The sequence below is a fragment of the Kitasatospora sp. NPDC059722 genome, from assembly GCF_042733235.1.
In the GTDB taxonomy this organism is placed as follows: domain Bacteria; phylum Actinomycetota; class Actinomycetes; order Streptomycetales; family Streptomycetaceae; genus Kitasatospora.
Genome location: NZ_JBHWGD010000036.1, coordinates 31,320 through 48,540, shown reverse-complemented (window position 1 = coordinate 48,540; position 17,221 = coordinate 31,320). Strand labels below are relative to the sequence as shown.

10 protein-coding genes are annotated in these 17,221 nt (G+C 75.2%); all 10 read right to left on the bottom strand.

Going from position 1 to position 17,221, the window contains the following annotated elements; translation table 11 throughout:
• Positions 1 to 18: 18 nt before the first annotated feature.
• Positions 19 to 1,377: a hypothetical protein gene (locus tag ACFV4F_RS22895; RefSeq protein ID WP_380505014.1), complete on the bottom strand. Its 1,359-nt coding sequence runs from the start codon at positions 1,375 to 1,377 to the stop codon at positions 19 to 21.
• 71 nt (positions 1,378 to 1,448) lie between these two features.
• Positions 1,449 to 1,850 (bottom strand): VOC family protein, encoded by a 402-nt coding sequence (locus ACFV4F_RS22890; protein ID WP_380505011.1) that lies wholly within the window; start codon positions 1,848 to 1,850, stop codon positions 1,449 to 1,451.
• 98 nt (positions 1,851 to 1,948) lie between these two features.
• Positions 1,949 to 4,264 (bottom strand): lantibiotic dehydratase, encoded by a 2,316-nt coding sequence (locus ACFV4F_RS22885; RefSeq protein WP_380505008.1) that lies wholly within the window; start codon positions 4,262 to 4,264, stop codon positions 1,949 to 1,951.
• On the bottom strand, positions 4,261 to 8,457 hold the full coding sequence (locus tag ACFV4F_RS22880) for a type I polyketide synthase (RefSeq protein ID WP_380505005.1): 4,197 nt from the start codon (positions 8,455 to 8,457) through the stop codon (positions 4,261 to 4,263). Before ACFV4F_RS22880 ends, ACFV4F_RS22885 begins: the two co-directional genes overlap by 4 nt.
• A complete protein-coding gene (locus ACFV4F_RS22875) occupies positions 8,454 to 13,355 on the bottom strand; it encodes an amino acid adenylation domain-containing protein (RefSeq protein ID WP_380505002.1) in 4,902 nt (1,633 codons plus the stop codon). The genes ACFV4F_RS22880 and ACFV4F_RS22875 overlap by 4 nt, the downstream gene beginning before the upstream one ends.
• Before the next feature lie 78 nt (positions 13,356 to 13,433).
• Positions 13,434 to 14,264, bottom strand: coding sequence for a phytanoyl-CoA dioxygenase family protein (locus tag ACFV4F_RS22870; protein ID WP_380504999.1), 831 nt, complete (start codon positions 14,262 to 14,264; stop codon positions 13,434 to 13,436).
• A gap of 115 nt (positions 14,265 to 14,379) precedes the next feature.
• Positions 14,380 to 14,715 (bottom strand): YciI family protein, encoded by a 336-nt coding sequence (locus ACFV4F_RS22865; protein ID WP_329927846.1) that lies wholly within the window; start codon positions 14,713 to 14,715, stop codon positions 14,380 to 14,382.
• Between the two features lie 139 nt (positions 14,716 to 14,854).
• Positions 14,855 to 15,529: a cyclase family protein gene (locus tag ACFV4F_RS22860; RefSeq protein ID WP_380492590.1), complete on the bottom strand. Its 675-nt coding sequence runs from the start codon at positions 15,527 to 15,529 to the stop codon at positions 14,855 to 14,857.
• Complete coding sequence (locus tag ACFV4F_RS22855) at positions 15,526 to 16,152, bottom strand: pyridoxamine 5'-phosphate oxidase family protein (RefSeq protein ID WP_380446649.1); 627 nt, start codon at positions 16,150 to 16,152, stop codon at positions 15,526 to 15,528. Before ACFV4F_RS22855 ends, ACFV4F_RS22860 begins: the two co-directional genes overlap by 4 nt.
• A gap of 10 nt (positions 16,153 to 16,162) precedes the next feature.
• Positions 16,163 to 17,176: an iron-containing redox enzyme family protein gene (locus tag ACFV4F_RS22850; RefSeq protein ID WP_380504996.1), complete on the bottom strand. Its 1,014-nt coding sequence runs from the start codon at positions 17,174 to 17,176 to the stop codon at positions 16,163 to 16,165.
• Positions 17,177 to 17,221 lie beyond the last annotated feature (45 nt).

The following is a 17,221-nucleotide window of genomic DNA, read 5'->3' as shown; positions in this document are numbered from 1 at the left end:
GGCGACCCGCCCGCGGTCTCACGCTCTGCCCGGCCCGTAGGCGGAGTCGGCGGCGGCGGTCAGGCCGGCCGCGGCCGTCCGCGCGTCGATCCCCTCCTTGATCCCGGCGACGATCGCCTGGGCCTCCGCGGCCGTCGGCGCCGCCGCGATGACCGCGACGATCGGGTCCGGCCAGGGCAGCGCCCGCACGCTCGTCGGGTACGCCCGCACCCCGTCCGCCCAGAGCTTCTCGAACACCGGCCGGATGTGGTCCTCGTACGTCGTGCCCTCGGCGACCTGCAGCATGAAGTGCGCGGAGAGCGTCAGCTCCTTCTCCGCGCCCCACAGCCGCAGCAGGCCGCCCGCGTGCAGCGAGCCGCTGCGCCGGGCGTTGATCTCGGTGATGTACAGCCGGTCGTCGTCCCCGGCCACGCAGTCGATGCACATCCAGCCGCGGTAGCCCAGCTTGTGCGCGGCCGCGCCGACCTCGTGCGCGGCCCGGGTGAGCCGCTCGCCCCACTCCGGCGGCAGCGCGCCGACGCCGACGTCGACGCTGCGGAAGGAGTAGCCGTGCTCGACGGTCAGCGCGCACCACACGACGTCCTCGACGCCGTCCTCGCCGATCAGGATGTCCGCGGCCGGGCAGCCGACGCCCTCGGCGTGCTCCTGGAAGCGCTGGATCAGGATCGGGAACGCGAAGAACGAGTCCCGGCCCGCGTTGTCCAGGAACTCCTCGACGGCGCCCGGCTCGTCGCGGACGACGCCGGAGCCGTCGCCGGCCACGCCGAAGAGCGTCCGGGCGATCACCTTGCCGTACCGGGCCGTCATCGCCTTGAGGCCGCCGCGCAGTTCGACCCAGTTGCCCGCGACCATGCCCGGGGCGACGTTGATGCCCGGCAGCTCGCGGGCCAGGTCCAGCGGGCTGATCTTGGAGTCCAGGTAGAGGCTCGCCCAGTAGGAGTCCTCGCCGACGTGGTCCAGCTCCACCGCCTTGCCCCAGCCGCGCACCAGCGCCGCCAGCAGGTACGTCTCGTCGGTCGGGCCGACGATCTGGAGCTTCACCGCGTCGTACGGCTCCAGCAGCCCGCGCAGCCGCGCCTGCGCGTCGCCGTCCTTGAGGAAGTCCTCCACCAGCAGCCCGGTGCGCCGGGCCGGCGACACCACCGGCGCCGGGTCCAGGCCCAGCGTCCGGTGGATGTCGTCGAACCACTGCCGGTTCCAGCCGAGCGGGAGCACCAGGACCCGGGGGTTGGGGCTCCAGAAGACCGAGTGCTCGCACTCGTACGTGCCGCTGAAGCGCACCACCCGCTCGCGCTCCTCACCGGTGAGGTTCAGGGCGGGGTTGCGCAGGTGGTACTCGGCACTGTTGGGGACGATGAGCTCGACGACTTTCGACATCTACTGGGTCCTCTCCGGTGATCTGAGAAGTCGGCTGCTGGACTGCGGCGTTGGGGTGCGGCGTTGAGGCGCTACGCCTCCGGGGACAGCTCCTGGGCGATCTCCCAGACGTTCCCGGCCGGGTCGGCGAAGGTCGCCGTCCGCCGGCCCCACGGCTGGTCCACCGGCCCGTTGAGGAGGTCCACGCCGTGCTCGGCCAGCTCGGCGCAGACGGCCTCGGCGTCGGCGACGTTGATCGTGAGCAGCGCGCGGGCGCCGGTCTCCGGGCCGCCGACCGGGGCCGGCGCGACCAGGCCGTGCGCCTCGCCGACCTCCAGCAGGTTGATCATCAGGTTGCGCATCTTCAGGGCGGCGGACTCGCCGTCCTCGTAGACCACCTCCAGGCCGAAGACGTCGAGGTAGAACTTCTTCGTGGCGGCGAGGTCCTCCACGAAGAGGGTGATGACCTCGATCTCGTTCAGGGCCTTGATCATGTGGTGCTCCTCGGGTCTCTTGTGCGTGGTACGGGTGCCCGACCGGGCGGGCCACCCCCTCGACGAACGGGGGCGGCCCGGATGGACACCCCGGCCGGCTACAGATCGCGCGCGGCTGCGTCGACGGCGAGGATGCGGAACTCCGAGGTGTACCGCGCCCCCTCCGCGTCCCGGAGCCACAGCCCGTCCGCGTCCGGCAGCATCTCGGTGAGCGTGACGGAGCCGTTCTCCTCCTCCACCGAGCGGCGCACCGCCTTGGCCAGGATGTTGACCAGCACCAGGCTGGTGAAGTCGACGAACGCGGGCTTGTCCTCTACCGGGACCTTGTAGAACGCCCGCTCGGGCAGGCCCTGTTCGAGCCGCCAGCGGCGGGCGGCCCAGAAGCGCTCGGGCTCGGACTTCACCGCGGCCCAGGCGAGCTCGCCCGCCGGGAAGCTCCACGACTCCCGGGCCACCACCATGCGGTCGACGGTGATGCGCGGGTTGTGGCGCGCCTTGGCGACCGGCTTGAACGCGTTGATCGCCGCCGCCGCGAGCGGCTCGCCCACCACGTGCGCCAGCGGCGCCGCGAACGACCCGGCGCGCGAGCGGACGATGAGCCGCTCGCCCTCCCGGCGCACGAAGAGCGCGGCGGCCGGCATGATCGGGCCCGGCGGGGTCACGGCCTCGGGGTGCATCGTCCAGTACGTGTACTCGGGCGACAGCAGCGCCGACGGCGGCGACACCCGCGAACTCACGCCCGGCACGTCCCGGTTCATGATCCCGTAGATCCGGCTCCCGCGCATGTCCGCCTCGGCCGCCGCCAGCATCGACGGCGGGTCGTCGTGCTGCTCGACGAAGACCCGGCTCTCCATCGTGTTGAACGACAGGTGCAGTTCGCCGAGCACGAGCAGGAACTCCCCGCGCCCGACCGCCTCCTCGTCCGCCGCGGCCAGCATGAAGTCCGGCGAGTGGTGCACCGCCGTCGGCCACGGCAGCGGGCGCGCGGGGAACAGCTCGGCCACCCGCCCGGCGATGTCCTCGCTGCGCAGCTCGACGTGCTTGGCGTCCGGGGGCAACCGCAGCACGTCCGCCCAGCGGCGCTGGAACTCGTCGACCGCGCGGCGGGCCGGCTTCGACAGGCCACGGATGTTGAAGTACAGCTGCGGCGTCGCGAGGCTCAGGATCGCCGCCAGCGGCACCTCCGGGTCGCCGTGCTGCGCGACCCGGCGCTCGTAGATGTCGGTCAGGTAGCGGTCGAACTCCTGGCCCACCTCCGCGACCAGCCACCGCCCACTGTCCAGCAGCAGCGCGAGCGGCCCGGCCAGGGCGTCGCGCAGGACCGGGCCGAGGTCGACCCGGACGTCGCGGACGGTGTCCTCGTAGACGAGCGTCCGCCCGGCGTACGTCTGGCCCGCGCGGCGCTCGCCGGCGACGCCCGTGATCTCCTCGAAGCACGCGCCGAGGGCGGCCATCGCGGCCTCCAGCGCGGCGTCGTCGCCCGCCGCGGCCGAGACCGCGTCCCGGGCGGTGGTGAACCGGGCCGCGACGCCCAGTGCGTACGCCCTGGCCTCCGGGTCGGCGATCCGCTCCAGACGGGCGACGAGCGAGCGCTCGGGGTGGGCCTCGATCGCGCCGACGACGTCGTGGCGGAGCAACTGGCGGGCGACGAGGTCCTCGACGGTGGCCAGGAGGGCGGCCGGATCGCCCAGTTCGGGGAACTCGGACCACGCCAGCTCGTCCGCGAGCTCGGGGAGCGAGCGGACCCCGTCGACGAGTGCGAGCAACTCCGCCTCGGCCTCCGTGAGGTGCACGGGCGGACGGCCGGGCGCGAGGAGCGTGGCGCCCGCGAGGTGGTGCGCGGCGAACCGGCGCGGCGCCAGCCACGGGCGGACGCGCGGGTCGTCCGAGAGGGCTCGCGCGACGGCGTCCACCGCCCAGATCTCGAAGTAGACCGTGCGCCGGGACAGGAAGTCCGGGCCGACGCGCGACGCGAGCGGCGCGCCGTCGTCCGTCCACCGGGCCCAGCCGACCGGGCCGACGAAGCCGATGGTGTCGTTCTTCAGCGCGTACCGCTGGAGGTAACCCGCCACCGCCAGCTCGTGGTTGCGCCCCCGGACGTTGCGCGGCTCGCCGGCCGCGAGCTTGTCCAGGCACAGCTTCAGCAGCTTCGGGTTCTGCCAGGCGACGGCCTCCCGGAAGCGCGGCGTCGTCGACGCCCCGCGCACGGCGGCGGACAGGCGCTCGGAGGCCCGCGCGTACTCGGCGCGGTAGGCGTCCGCGTCGTCGGCGTCCGCCGCGGCCGCGAGCGCCGGGTCCGTGAGCGGCCGCACGGTGTCGGCGGGGAAGCCGGTGCTGCGCAGGACGACGTCGCGCCACACGGACCAGCCGGTGGCTCTCAGCGGGACGAGGTGATGCCCGTCGGACCCGGTCATACTGACTTCTTCCGTTCGATCTGGGCCGCGAGGGCGTCCAGGGTGGGGTAGTCGAAGAGGGCGGCGATGCCGAGGTCCACGCCGAACTCGTCGTGGATGTGGGAGACCAGCTCGACCGCGGTGAGGGAGTTGCCGCCGATGTCGAAGAAGTCCGCGCCGTCGGCGATCTCGGGCCAGCCCAGCAGGCCCGTCCACAGCTCGCGCAGGCGGGCGGTGGTGGCGTCCCGTTCGGTCGGGAGGGCCACGGGGGGAGCGGGGGCCGGCTCGGCTTTCCGGCCTTCCTGGCCTTCCTGGCTTGCCTGGTCGGGAACGTGACGGATCGTCACATGAGTCGGCGTGTGTGCCTGCAACAGTTCCAGGAGGAGCGTCGCGTCGGTCGGCCGGGGCGTGGAGACGACGAGCGTGCGGGCCGCGGGCGGGGCGCTGGTGGCCGCGAGGGCGGTGAGGACGGCGTCGGCGGCGTCGGGGCGGCTCCGCGTGACGGTCGCGAACAGGTCGAGCGCCGGGCGGCCGGCGAAGGCTCGGGCGAGGGTCGCGAGGCCGAACGCCCGGGGCCCGAAGGCGTCCGCCTCGGCCGCGTCGGGGGCCGGGCCGGCCAGGTGGAGGACGCCGTGGACGGGGCCGTGGCGGCCGGTGACGTCGTCGAGGAGGGCGGTGAGCGCCGCGTGGTCGGTGACGTCGCACGCGGCCGACTCGACGGTCGCGCCCAGGGACGCCAACTCGGCGAGGAGCTCGGGCCGTTCGGCAGCCTTCAGGCCGACGAGGACGAGCGTCGGGTGCAGTCCGGTCGCGGCCAGCCCGCGGGCCACCCGGACGCCGAGACGGCCGGTGCCGCCGGTGATCAGGTAGGTGCCGGCGGGCCGGAGGGCGGGGCCCTCGGCCGGGGTGACGGCGAGCGGGTGCTCGGTGGGGACCCAGCGGCGGGTGCCGCGGAGTGCCACCACGTCGTCGCCGCCCGCGCGGAGTTCGGCGGCGAGCTCGCGGTCGGGGACGGACCCGCCGAGGTCGATCAGGCGGACCCCGGCCTCCCCGGCGAGCGCGGTGAGCGCGGCGTGGCCCGGGCGCAGCCGGTCGTGGCCGCTGACGTCCACGGCGTGTTCGGTGAGGACGACGAGTTCGGGTGCCCCGCTCTCGGCGGCCTGGCGCAGCAGTTCGGTGGCGGCGGTGTGGCCGGCCGCCAACTGCTCGGCCAGGTCGCGGCCTTCGGGACGGCCGAGGCTCCCGGCGTGGACCAGCAGGCCGGGCGTCACGCCGCGCTCGCGCAGGGTGCGGAAGGCGCGGGCGAGGTCCTGGGGTTCGCCCTCGCGGACGACGAAGCCGACCTCGCGGTCCTCGTAATCGGCACCCGGCGTGAGCGGGACGACCCGTAGCCCGGCCTCGCGCAGCGCGGCGGTGATCCGGCGGGCCGCCGTTTCGTCAGTGGGGAGGGCGACGACGGCGGTGCGGGCGACCGGCTCGGGCCGGTGCGCGGGGCGGGGCTGCTCGTGCCAACTGGGCAGCCTGAAGGGGGAGTCGGTCGGAGTCTGCTGGGCTTCCTCCTCGGCCGCCACGTCGACCCAGTACCGCTGCCGTTCGTACGGGTAGCCGGGTACGGGCACGCGGCCCGCGTCCGACAGGTCCTCGACGGCCGTCCAGTCGATCGCGTGCCCCTCCGTCCACACGGCGGCGACCGCGGTGAGCGCCGACTGCACGTCGGCGAGCGGCTCGGTCCTGCGCTGGGCCAGGGTCGGCAGCACCCGGTGGCGTGCGGCGTCCACGGCGGGGTGCTGGCGCAGGGCCGAGGTGAGCGTGCGGCCGGGGCCGCACTCGATCAGCAGCTGCCGCCCGTCGGTGCCGGCGAGCGCCGCCACCGCGTCCGCGAACCGCACCGGCCGCACCAACTGCCCGGCCCAGAAGGCCGGATCGGTGGCCTCGGCGTCGCTCACGAGCCCGCCGGTCGCCGAGGAGTACAGGTCGAGGGCGGGGGCGGAGAATCGTAGCCCCCGCAGGGACTCCTCGAAGGCCTCCGCCGCCGGGGCCGCGAGCGGCACGTGGGAGGCGCGGCTGAACGGGACCGGGCGGACGTTCATCCCGGCCTCCCGCAGCTCGGCGCCCGCCCGCGCCACGGCGTCCACCGGACCGGCGACCACCACCATGCGCGGGCCGTTGACGACGGCCACGTGCACGTCGTCCGGCAGCAGCGGAGCGACGTCCGCCTCCGCCGCCGCGACGGCGAGCATGGCGCCGGGCGGTGTGGCGGCGAGCGCCCGCGAGCGGGCGACGACGGCCCGCACGGCGTCCTCGGGGGTCAGCACCCCGGCGGCCGCGGCCGCCGCGAGTTCGCCGAGGCTGTGGCCCAGGACGGCGCCTGGCCGCACGCCCCACGCGTGCCAGGCCTGCGCCAGCGCGTGCTCGACGGCGAACAGCAGCGGCTGGGCGATGTCAGGGTCGGCGATCCGCCTGGCGTCGGCGTCCCGCCACAGGCCGCGCAGCGGCACGCCCTCGGCCTCGAAGAGGTCGAGGCAGGCGTCGAAGGCGCGGGCGTAGGCGGGGGAGCGGTCGTGGAGGTCGAGGGCCATGCCCGGGTGCTGGCTGCCCATGCCGGGGAAGAGCAGCGCGATGCGGCTGCCCGAGGGGCCGGTGGCGGGGCCGCTCGCCGCTGCCAGCAGGTCGGCCGCCTCGCGGGCGCCCGTGGCGACCACCGCGCCGCGGTACGGGTGCGTCGTGCGGCCCTGCTGGAGGGTCGCGACGCTCGCGGCGAAGTCCGGTGCGGCGGAGGTGAAATGACCGGCGAGCCGGGTCCGGTAGCGCTCCGCCGCCTCGGGCGTGCGCGCCGACCAGACGACGATCCGCGGGCGTTCCGTCGTGGCCGCGGGTGCCGGACGCGCCGGCGCCTCCTCCAGCACGACGTGCGCGTTGGTGCCGCCCACGCCGTACGTGTTGACGGCCGCCACCCGGGGCCGCTCGGCCCGGCGCTCCCACGGCACCGCGGCGGTCGGCAGCTCGAACGGCGAGTCGTCGATTCCGAGTTCGGGGTTCGCGGTGCGGAAGCCGAGGGTGCGCGGCACGCTCCCGTGCTCCAGCGTCAGCACGACCTTGATCAGCGAGGCGATCCCCGATGCGTGGCCGAGGTGCCCGATGTTGCCCTTGACGGAGGTGAGGACCGTGGCGCCGCTGCCCGTGGCGCCGAGGTACCGGTAGGCCGAGGTGAGCGCGGCCACTTCGATCGGGTCGCCGAGGACGGTGCCCGAGGCGTGCGCCTCCACCAGGCCGACGTCGCCGGGCTCGACTTCCGCCGTCAGCATCGCCTCGGCGATCGCGGCCGACTGGCCGGAGACGCTCGGCGCGGCGAACCCGGCCTTGGCGGAGCCGTCGTTGTTGACGGCCGAGCCGCGGATCACGGCCCGGATGTGGTCCCGGTCGGCGATCGCGTCGGAGAGCCGCTTGAGCGCGACCACCCCGGCGCCCGAGCCGAAGACCGTGCCGGTCGCGTGGGCGTCGAAGGGCCGGCAGTGCCCGTCGCGGCTGATCTTGCCGCCGGGCTCCCACCAGTAGCCGTGCTCCAGCGGTAGTTCGACCTCCGCCCCGCCGACGAGGGCGAGCTCGCACTCGCCCGCGCGCAGCGACGCGGCGGCCAGGTGCAGGGCCACCAGCGGGCTCGCACAGGCCGTCGCGATGCCGAGGCTCGGGCCGTTGAGGCCGAGCTTGTAGGAGACCAGCGGGGCGAGGGAGTCCGTCGAGTTCCAGGTGCTCAGCGACAGGCCGACGCCGTCGCCCCCGCTGCCGCCGTTGCCGGCGCGGCCCTCGCTGCGGCGCACCAGGTCGAGGTAGCGGCCGCGCCCGGCGGAGCCGAACACGCCGACGTCGGCGAGCCGTTCGGGGTCGTAGCCGGCGTCTTCCAGGGCCGCGTGGGCGCACTCCAGGAAGAGCCGGATCTGCGGGTCGCAGATGCGGGCCTCGCGCGGGGTGAGCCCGAAGAACCCGGCGTCGAAGCCGTCGATCTCGGGCACCGTCGCGACGGCCTTGACGTACTGCGGGTCGGCGAGCGCGCGGGCCGGCACGCCGGCCGCAGCGAGTTCCTCGTCGGAGGCGGGGCGGATGGAGCCGACGCCGTCGCGGAGGTTGGCCCAGAACGCGCCGAGGTCGACGGCCCCGGGGAAGCGGCCGGCCATGCCGACGACGGCGACGGGTTCGTACCTGCTCTGGTCGTTCATGCGTTCCCCTGGAGGTCGTGTCGGATGCGTCGGCGCAACTGCCGCCGCTGCTCGGCCGGTGGGGCCGACCGGGGCGCGGGGGGACCGTCCCGGAGCGGCGCGGCCGGAGCGCGGCCGGAGAGGAAGCGGGCCAGCGCGAGGAGGTTCGGGTGCTCGAACATGGCCGTCACCGGGAAGGCGGTGGCCAGCCGTTCGCCCAGCAGGGCGTGGAGGCGCACGACGGCCATCGAGTTGAGCCCGGCGTCGAAGAAGTTGTCGGCGGGCGGGAGGTCGATCCCGATGACCTCCCGGACGAGGGCGGCCAGTTCGGCGGCGGCCCGGCCGTCCCGGGCGGGGCCGTCGGCGACCGGCGCCCCGGCGGACTTGGCGGCGCGTTCGCGCGGTCCGTCGGTGAACAGGATTTCGGCGGGCACGGCGTAGCGCGGCAGGCGGCGGCGCAGGTGCGAGCGGAGGTTGGCCGGGTCCGGGGCGGCGGTGCCGGGCGCGGTGCGGACGGTGAGCGACAGCACGGGCCCGGCGGCGGTCGTGGTCAGGCCGGCGACGGCGTGCCGGACGGCGGGGTGGTCGAGGGCCGCGCGCTCGACCTGTTCGGGGTCCAGGCGGTAGCCGTCGACGGACAGTTGGCGGTCGAGCCGGCCGTGCAGGACGACCGCGCCGGAGGGGTGGCGGCGGCCGCGGTCGCCCGTGCGGTAGGTGCCGGCGGCGGTGTCGAAGCGCTCGCCCCGGCCGGTGCCGTCCAGGTAGCCCGCGGCCAGGTGCGGGGAGCGGACGACGACCTCTCCCGCGTGGCCGACCGGGGCGGGCGTGCCGTCGGGGCGCAGCACGAGGAGTTCGGCGGCTCCCGCGCCGGTGCCGACCGGCAGTTCGGCCGTGTCCGGCAGACCGGCGAGCGGGTCCTGCCCGGCGTCGAGCCGCCAGGCGGAGGCGAGTTGGGGCGTCTCGGTGGCGCCGTACGCGTTCACGACGGCCGCGCCGGTGACGGCCCGCAGCGCGCGGACCATGCCCGCGGTGAGCGGCGCGCCGCCGCTGACGACCAGGCGCAGGTGCGGCAGGCGGGCGGTGTCGTGGGGGCGTCCGGAGAGGAGCAGTTCGAGGAGGGCCGGGGTGGCGTGCAGGACGGTGACGCGCTCGTCGTCGAGCAGCGCGAAGAGCCGGTCGGGGGCGGTGAACACGGACTCGGGCGGGACGACGACGGTGCCGCCCGCCAGCAGCGGGACGAGGAGGTCGCGCAGCAGCGGGTCGTGGCCGACGGCGCCCAGCAGGGCGATCCGGTCTGCCGGGCCGAGGCCGAAGGAGCGCCGGTACCAGTCGAGCGTGCCGGCGAGCGCGGCCGGGGACACGGCGACGGCGGCCGGGCGGCCGGAGGTGCCGGAGGTGAAGAGGACGTGGCTGGTGCCGGGCAGGTGGCGCGGTTCCCGGGCGCCGGGCTGAACGGTGCCGTCGGTGGTCAGGACGGCCTTGGGGCGCAGGAGGTCCTGGCGTTCGGCGAGTGCTGCGGCGGGCAGGTGCGCGTCCGTGACGGCGACGGCCGCGCCCGCCTGCCGGGCGCCGAGGAAGGCGGCGGCGAGGTCGGGTGTGCGCTCGGCGCGCAGCTCAAGGACGTCCCCGGGGAGCACGCCGGCGGCGGTGACGGTGGCGGCCACCTCGTCGCAGCATCGCAGCAACTCGGCGTACGTCAGGTCCAGTTGGGTGGAATGGATCGCGATGGCGTCGGGGTGGCGCAGGGCGACGTCCCGGATCCGCGTGAGGACGTCGGGTGCGTCCAGTTGCGGCGCGTGCACTGCTTTCGCAGGGGGACCGTCGAACGGCGCCTGGTCCGCCGCGAACGCCGCCGCGACCCCGACCACCTGCCGCAGCAGCTCGTCGACCACCGCGTCCTCGAACAGCCCATCCCGCCCGACGAGTTCGAGCCGCAGCCCGTCGTCCGGGTCGTACCGGAGGTAGAAGTTGAGGTCGAACAGCGCGTACGGCGGCGCCGCGTCCATCCACCGCGCGGGCGCGTCGGCGAAGGCGGGTGCGGGCCCGATCCGGCTGAGGTCGTTGACCCACACCTGGAACAGCGGGTTGTCCCGGGGCGAGGGCGGCAGTCCCAGCCGGTGCACGACGGCCTGGAACGTGGGCGCGAGGTGGTCGAGCGCCTCCAGCGACCGCTCGCGCACGTGGGCGAGGAGGTCGTCGCGCCCGTTCCGGTCCTCGACGTCGAGCCACAGCGGCACGGTGCTGAGCACGGGCCCGACGAGTTCCTGCTCCCCCGGGCCCAGCCGCCGGCTGACCGGTACGCCCACGGCGACGGACCGCTCGCCCGCCCACGCGGCGAGGACGGTCGCGACGCACGCCACGACGTACGTGGCCCGGGTGTGCCCGCTGCGGGTGAGCAGGGCGTCGACGGAGGCGGTGAGCTCCGGGCCGAGCGCCGCCACCGTGCGGCGGCCGTCGAGCGTCGGGCCGGCCGGGCCGGTGAGGCGGAACGGCAGCGGCGTGCGCGCGGGGGCGTCGGGCAGGAGCGCCGCCCAGTACGCGAGGTCCTCGTGCCAGCGGTCCGAGCCGACGGCGGCGGCCCGCCGGTGGGCGAAGGCGGCGAAGCGGGGTGCGGGCGGCCACTGCGGCGCGAGGCCGCGGGCGCGGGCGGTGTAGGCGGTGGCGAGGTCCCGGGCGACGAGTTCGAGGGCGTGCTGGTCGGCCACCAGGTGGTGCAGGGAGACGACGAGCAGCGCCTCGGCCGTGCCGCGCAGCAGGCCGACGGTGAGCAGCGGCGGCCGGTCCAGCGGGATCGCCGTCCGTGCGATCCCGGCGACGAACGCGCACGCCGCCGGATCGTCGAGCGGGCCTGCGGTCTCCCGGACGGTGAACCGCGGCTCGGCGTGCGGCGCGTACGTCCAACGCGGGACGCCGTCGATGACGTCGACGGCCGCGCGCAGGAGGTCGTGGCGCCCGAGCACGTCCCGGGCGGCGGCGCGGAGGGCGTCGTCGTCGACGCTGGCGGGGATCCGCAGGGCGCCGACGACGTTGTTGCCGGAGTCGTCGGCGAGGGCGCGGTTGAGGAGCCAGAGCGGTTCCTGCACCGGGGTGAGCGGGCTGTGGTCGGCCGGGCCCTCGGCGGCCTGCGGGCGCTCGGTGCGGGGCAGGGTGGCCACGGCGTCGCGGAGGCCGGCCAGCGTGAGGCCGTCCCGCAGGAGCAGTGGCAACGGCAGGTCGACCCCGCGCAGTTCGGCGAGCCGGGCGATCAGCGCGAGGGCGGTGAGGGAGTGCCCGCCGAGGCTCAGGAAGCCGAGGTCCTCGCGCCGCTGGTCGGCCGGGACGGCGAGCGACTCCCACCATGCGGAGGCGAGTTCGTCGCTCTCCGCGGCCTCGACGTGCGCCTTGGAGGCCCACCAGTGTTCCGTCTCCTCGGTGATGCGCCGGCGGTCGGCCTTGCCGGAGGTGGTGAGGGGCAGGTGGTCGACCCAGCGCAGGGCGTGCGGCACGAAGGCCCGGGGCAGCCGCTCGGCGACGTGGGCGAGGATCGCGTGGTCGGCGTCCGCGTGGCCCTCGGCCCGCACGGCGACGGCGACGAGTTCGGCGGCGAGGCCGTCCGGGGGCCGGAGGGCGACGACGGTGGTGGCGGCGACCGCCGGGTGCGTGGTGAGCGCGGCCTCGACCTCGGCCGGCTCGATCCGGACGCCGCGGATCTTGAGCTGCGCGTCGATCCGGCCGAGGTAGCGCACCAGGCCGTCGTCCATGGACGCCAAGTCGCCCGTGCGGTACCAGCGTCGGCCGTCGACGACGGGGAACGCCGCCTCCGTGAGGTCGGGCCGGCCCACGTAGCCGAGCGCCACCTGGACGCCGCCGATCCACAGCTCGCCCGGCTCGCCGTCGCGGGCGGGCGAGCCGTCCGTCCCGACGATCCGCAGGTCGACGTTGTCGATCGGGGCCCCGATGAACACGTCCCCGTCCGGAGCGAGCCCGCGCGGCACCGGCCAGTGCGTGACGTCGATCGCGGCCTCGGTCGGCCCGTACAGGTTGTGCAGTTCGGCGCCCGACCACTGCGCGAACCGTGCGGCGAGCGCCGGCGGGAGCGCCTCGCCGCTGCAGAACACCAGCCTCAGCGACGGGAGTTCGGCGGCCGCCAGGCGCAGCTGGGCCGCCAGCATCGTCGGCACGAAGTGGCAGACGGTGATGCGCCCGTCGGCCAGGGCGCGCGCGAGGAACTGCGGGTCGTAGTGGGCGTCGGCGGGCGGGAAGACGCAGCGGGCGCCCGTGACGACGGGCAGGAAGAACTCCCACCCGGCGACGTCGAAGGTGCTCGGCGTCTTCTGGAGCACGCGGTCGCGCCCGTCGAGGCCGAACCGCCCGGCCATCCAGAGGATCCGGTTGGCGAGGGCGGCGGCGCCGACCAGGACGGCCTTGGGGGTGCCCGTGGAGCCCGAGGTGAACAGCGCGTAGACCGGGTCCTCGGGCCCGACCTCGCGCAGCGGCGCGTACCCGGCGGGCGCCGTGCGCGGCACGGTGACGGCCGGCATACCGCCCGGGGCGAGGCCCTCGTGCCCGGCCGCCACCACCGTGCATAGCGGCCGGACGACGCCGACCATGGCCGCGACCCGCCCGGCGGGCTCGTCGGCCGCGATCGGCACGTAGTGGCAGCCGGCCTTGAGCACCCCGAGCAGCGCGACCAGCAGGTCGGCCTGCCGGGGCATCCGCACGGCCACCGGGCCCCGGCGCCCGCCGGTGGCGCCCAGCACGGCGGCCGCGCACGCGTCGCTGAGCAGGTCCAGCTCGGCGTAGGTGAGGGTCCGCCCGGGATCGGAGCAGGCGACGGCGTCCGGGGTGCGTGTCCGCTGGTCGCGGACCAGCCCCGGGACCCCGTACGGCGCCCGGTGGGGCACCCGTGGTCCGCGGAGCACCGGGGCCCCGTCCGTCATGCCGCCACCTGCTCGTGCGCGTCCCGCATGGTTCCCCCCACTGCGCCGTGACTCGAAGGACCTGTTTCCGGTGGATCGTCAGATCGGCTGGAGCGCGACCGGCTCCGGGTCGGCGAGGAAGTCCGGCCGCAGACCGGTGACCTCGGGACGGTTGGCGACGCTGTTGTAGACGAACATCAGCATCGAGCGGCGGAACGGCGAGATGTTCGCCGCCGAGCAGTGCAGGATGTTCGGGTGGAACACCAGCACCGACCCGGCGGGCCCCTTGGGGCTCACCAGCCCGTTGGCGCGGGCGAGTTCCTCGATGACGGAGTGGCGCACCCGGAACTTCTCGTCGGCGGTGAGCGTGGCCACCCAGGCCGGCGCGTCCTCGTAGCCGAGCGGCATGCCGTCCGCGTCGCTGCTGGCGAGCAGCCCGGCGGTGTGCGAGCCGGGCACGAAGGTGAGCGGCCCGTTGAACTCCGTCACCTCGTCCAGGAAGACGGCGACGTTGACCAGGTCGGGCCGGCGGATGCCGTCGCCGGTGAGCCAGTAGACGTAGTCCTGGTGCCACTCCCACTGGTCGCCGGCGAACGGCGCCTTGATGTTCACCTTCGACTGGTGCACGTACACGTCGTCGTCGAGCAGGCCGCGGACGGCGCCGAGCAGCGCCGGCCGGCGGGTGAGCGCGGCGATCGCGGGGTTCGTGCGGTGCAGGCCGTAGACCGAGCGGACGGTCCGCCCGTCGCGCTCCAGGACCCGCCCGGGGTCGTCCGCGTCGAGGATCGACGGGAGCTCGTCGAGCGCCACGTCGAGGAGGTCCCCGGCCAGCGAGCCGGGCGGCAGGAGCACGTAGCCGTCCCGGTGGTACCGCGCGACGAGTTCGGGGGCGAGCGGTGCGGCGGCCGTGCCGGCCGTGTCGTGCGTCATTGCTCAGGCCTTTCTCGTTCGGTTCGGATGCGTGCCGCGGCCGGGCCGCCGGGCCGGGCCGGATCGGTCCGGACGATGCGGCGTGCTATCGGACCGGGCCGGACGGCGCGGCGCGCTACCAGACCGGGCGGACGTCGATGGTGCCGAAGCGGGCCACCGGGTGCTTGCCGGCCACCTCGATCGCCTCGTCCAGGTCGGCGCACTCGATGACGTCGTAGCCGGCGATCCGGCCCTCGGCGTCGGCGAACGGGCCGTCGTCGACGACGACCTCGCCGCCGCGCACGCGCACCGAGGTGGCGTCCCCGGCCGGGCGCAGCCGGTTGCCGTCCAGCCGCACGCCGCGCCCGTCCATCTCGGTCACCCAGTCGGCGGTGCCGACCGCCATGCCCGCGTCGTCCTCGGGGGTGACCTCGGCGTCCTGGTCGGCGCAGATCAGCAGCAGGTACTTCATGGTCCGTCTCCTCGCTCGGGGTCGTCCGCCGCCGCCGGTGTCCGGGATCCACTGCGGGGATCCCCCCGGCGGCTCCTTCCGGCGGCTCCTTCTGGGAATCCGACGAACGGGCCGGCGGCGGATGGACAACCCGCGAGGGTCAGTCCAGGACGGCGTAGGCGCGGATCGGGAAGCTGCCCATGCCGACCACCGGCGGCGGGGCGGCGTGGAGGCGGAAGCCGCTCGCCGGGAGCCGGTCCAGGCCGCCGAGGTGCTCGACGATCGGGATCCCGGCGCCGAGCAGGCCGGTGTGGGCGGGGCGGTCGAGGTCCGCCATGTCGTCGATGTTGACCGAGTCGATGCCGACCAGGGCGGCGCCCTCGGCGATCAGCCGGTGCACGGCGTCGACGGTGAGGAAGGGGTGTTCGGGGTCGCCGTACTTCTCCGTCCCCCAGTGCCGGTCCCAGCCGGTGCGCACCAGCACGGCCCGCCCGGCGACCTCGTGTTGCTCCAGCAGCTCGGGCCCGACGGCCCGGCCGGCGCCGGTCGCGTCGACCAGGACGCCCGGGACGTCGGCGAGCAGCGCGAGGTCCAGGCCGGAGAGGTCGGCGCCGTCCGGGTAGCGGTGGAACGGGGTGTCGAGGTAGGTGCCGGTGTTGGCGACCATCTCGATCCGCCCGATCTGGAACTCGGTGCCCGGGGTGTAGCGGGGCCGGGAGTCGGCGCGGGACATGTGGTCGGAGATGACCGGCCCGGGCAGGCCGGGGTAGGTGGTCATGCCGGCTTCGATCGGGTGGGAGAGGTCGACGACGGTGCGTCGGCTCGGTCGGTTCATCGGTTCGACTCCTGGATCCGGTCTTCGATCTGTTCTGAGCGGGGCGCCGGCAGCAGCCCGTCGTACTCGGGCTTGAGCTTCCAGTCGGGGTCGGGCGGGCGGTGGCCGGGGCGCGGGCAGTGCGTGGAGTGCTCGCCGGTCACCGGGTCGTGCAGGTAGCGCGGGCAGTTCTCGAACACCGCGGTCACGCCGACCCGCAGCACGGCCTCGGCGCCGTGGTGCGGGTGCAGCGCGTCACGGTCGGTCAGCACCTCGCAGGTGCCGTTGACCCGCAGCTTGGCGCGCAGGGCCGGGAAGAGGAAGAGCAGGCCCACGCGCCGCACGGCGGCGGCGTTGCCGAGCGTGCGGTACATGCCGTTGCCGTCGTAGCTGGGGATCTCCAGCGTCCGCAGGTCCGGCACGCGGACGAAGCCCGGCAGGCCGCCCTTGTAGGAGCACTCGGGGAAGCCGTCGGGGTCGATCGTCGCGACGTACACGGCGTCGGCCCCGCGGATCCACCCGGCGTGCCCCTCCTCCAGTTCGTCCAGCACGTACCTGTGTGCCAGGTGGTCGGCCAACTGCTCGCTCCCGAAGCGGCGTTGGAGGTCGCGGCTGCCGTCGTGGTAGAACTCCTCGGGCTTCACGGGGCGACCCTCACCGCAGCGCCCGCATCTGCTGCCAGACCCGGGTGTAGTACGCGTTGGCCACGCGCTCGCGGGTGAGCGCGCCCATGCCGATCTCGCGCAGCACCTCGGGGGAGTGGTGGGCCAGCGGGGCGAGCACGTTCTCCAGCCACTCGGCGCCGTGGTCGGCGTCCACGTGGACGTGGATGCGCTGGTAGAGGATGACGTCGTCCGGCACGCCGAGGCGCGCGCAGCCGTCGACCATCGCCTGGAAGCGCACCGGCGCGGTGTACTCCATGAGCCCCATCGCGGCCAGCAGGCGGGGCGTCAGGTGCCGGTGGACGCCGTACATGAGGACCAGGTTGGCGTTCTCGAACACCTCCATGCCGCCGAGGCCGGAGACGTCGACGCCGCCGAGTTCGAGCCGGGCGCGCATGTACGTGGCCGAGTGCTCGAACAGCCGGGTGTGCATCTGCTCCAGCTTGCCCTCGCCCATCTCGTCCCAGTAGTTCTCGGCCATGGTGAGCTTGCTGGTGCCGGTCGCGCCGAGCTGGGCGAGGGCGACGAGGTCGTCGAAGCGGCTGTCGACCAGCTCCTCGGCGAGGAAGAACAGCGCGATCTCCTCGATCGTGGCCTCGTCGGCGAGGTAGCGGCAGAAGGCGGGCTGGACGTGCCGGGAGCGCAGGTCGGCGAACCAGTCGGCGAGGCCCTCGGCGGTGCGCGGCAGCAGCGCCTCGTCCACCCGCCCGTCCTCCCATCGCAGCCAGGCGTCCTCGGTGGCGGCGATGACGGGGTCGGCGTTGAGGCGCGGCACCGACAGGAACGTTTCGGCGCCGCCGAGGTAGCCGGTGTAGTGACGGTGCAGCCGCTCCATCAGGGCGAGGCGGACGGCGGTGTCCGGCTCGGTGCCGGCCGCCGGAAAAGCGGCGGCGATTTCCGCGCCGGTGTGCTCCTCCGCGCCGGACTGGCTTTCCGCACCGGACCGGCCTTTCGTGCCGGTCCCGGTGCGCGGCGGCGCGATGCTCTCAGAAATGGCCCCGGACATGCATTCCTCCTGGGTTTTCCCTCCCCGGGAATTATCCCGGGGCAG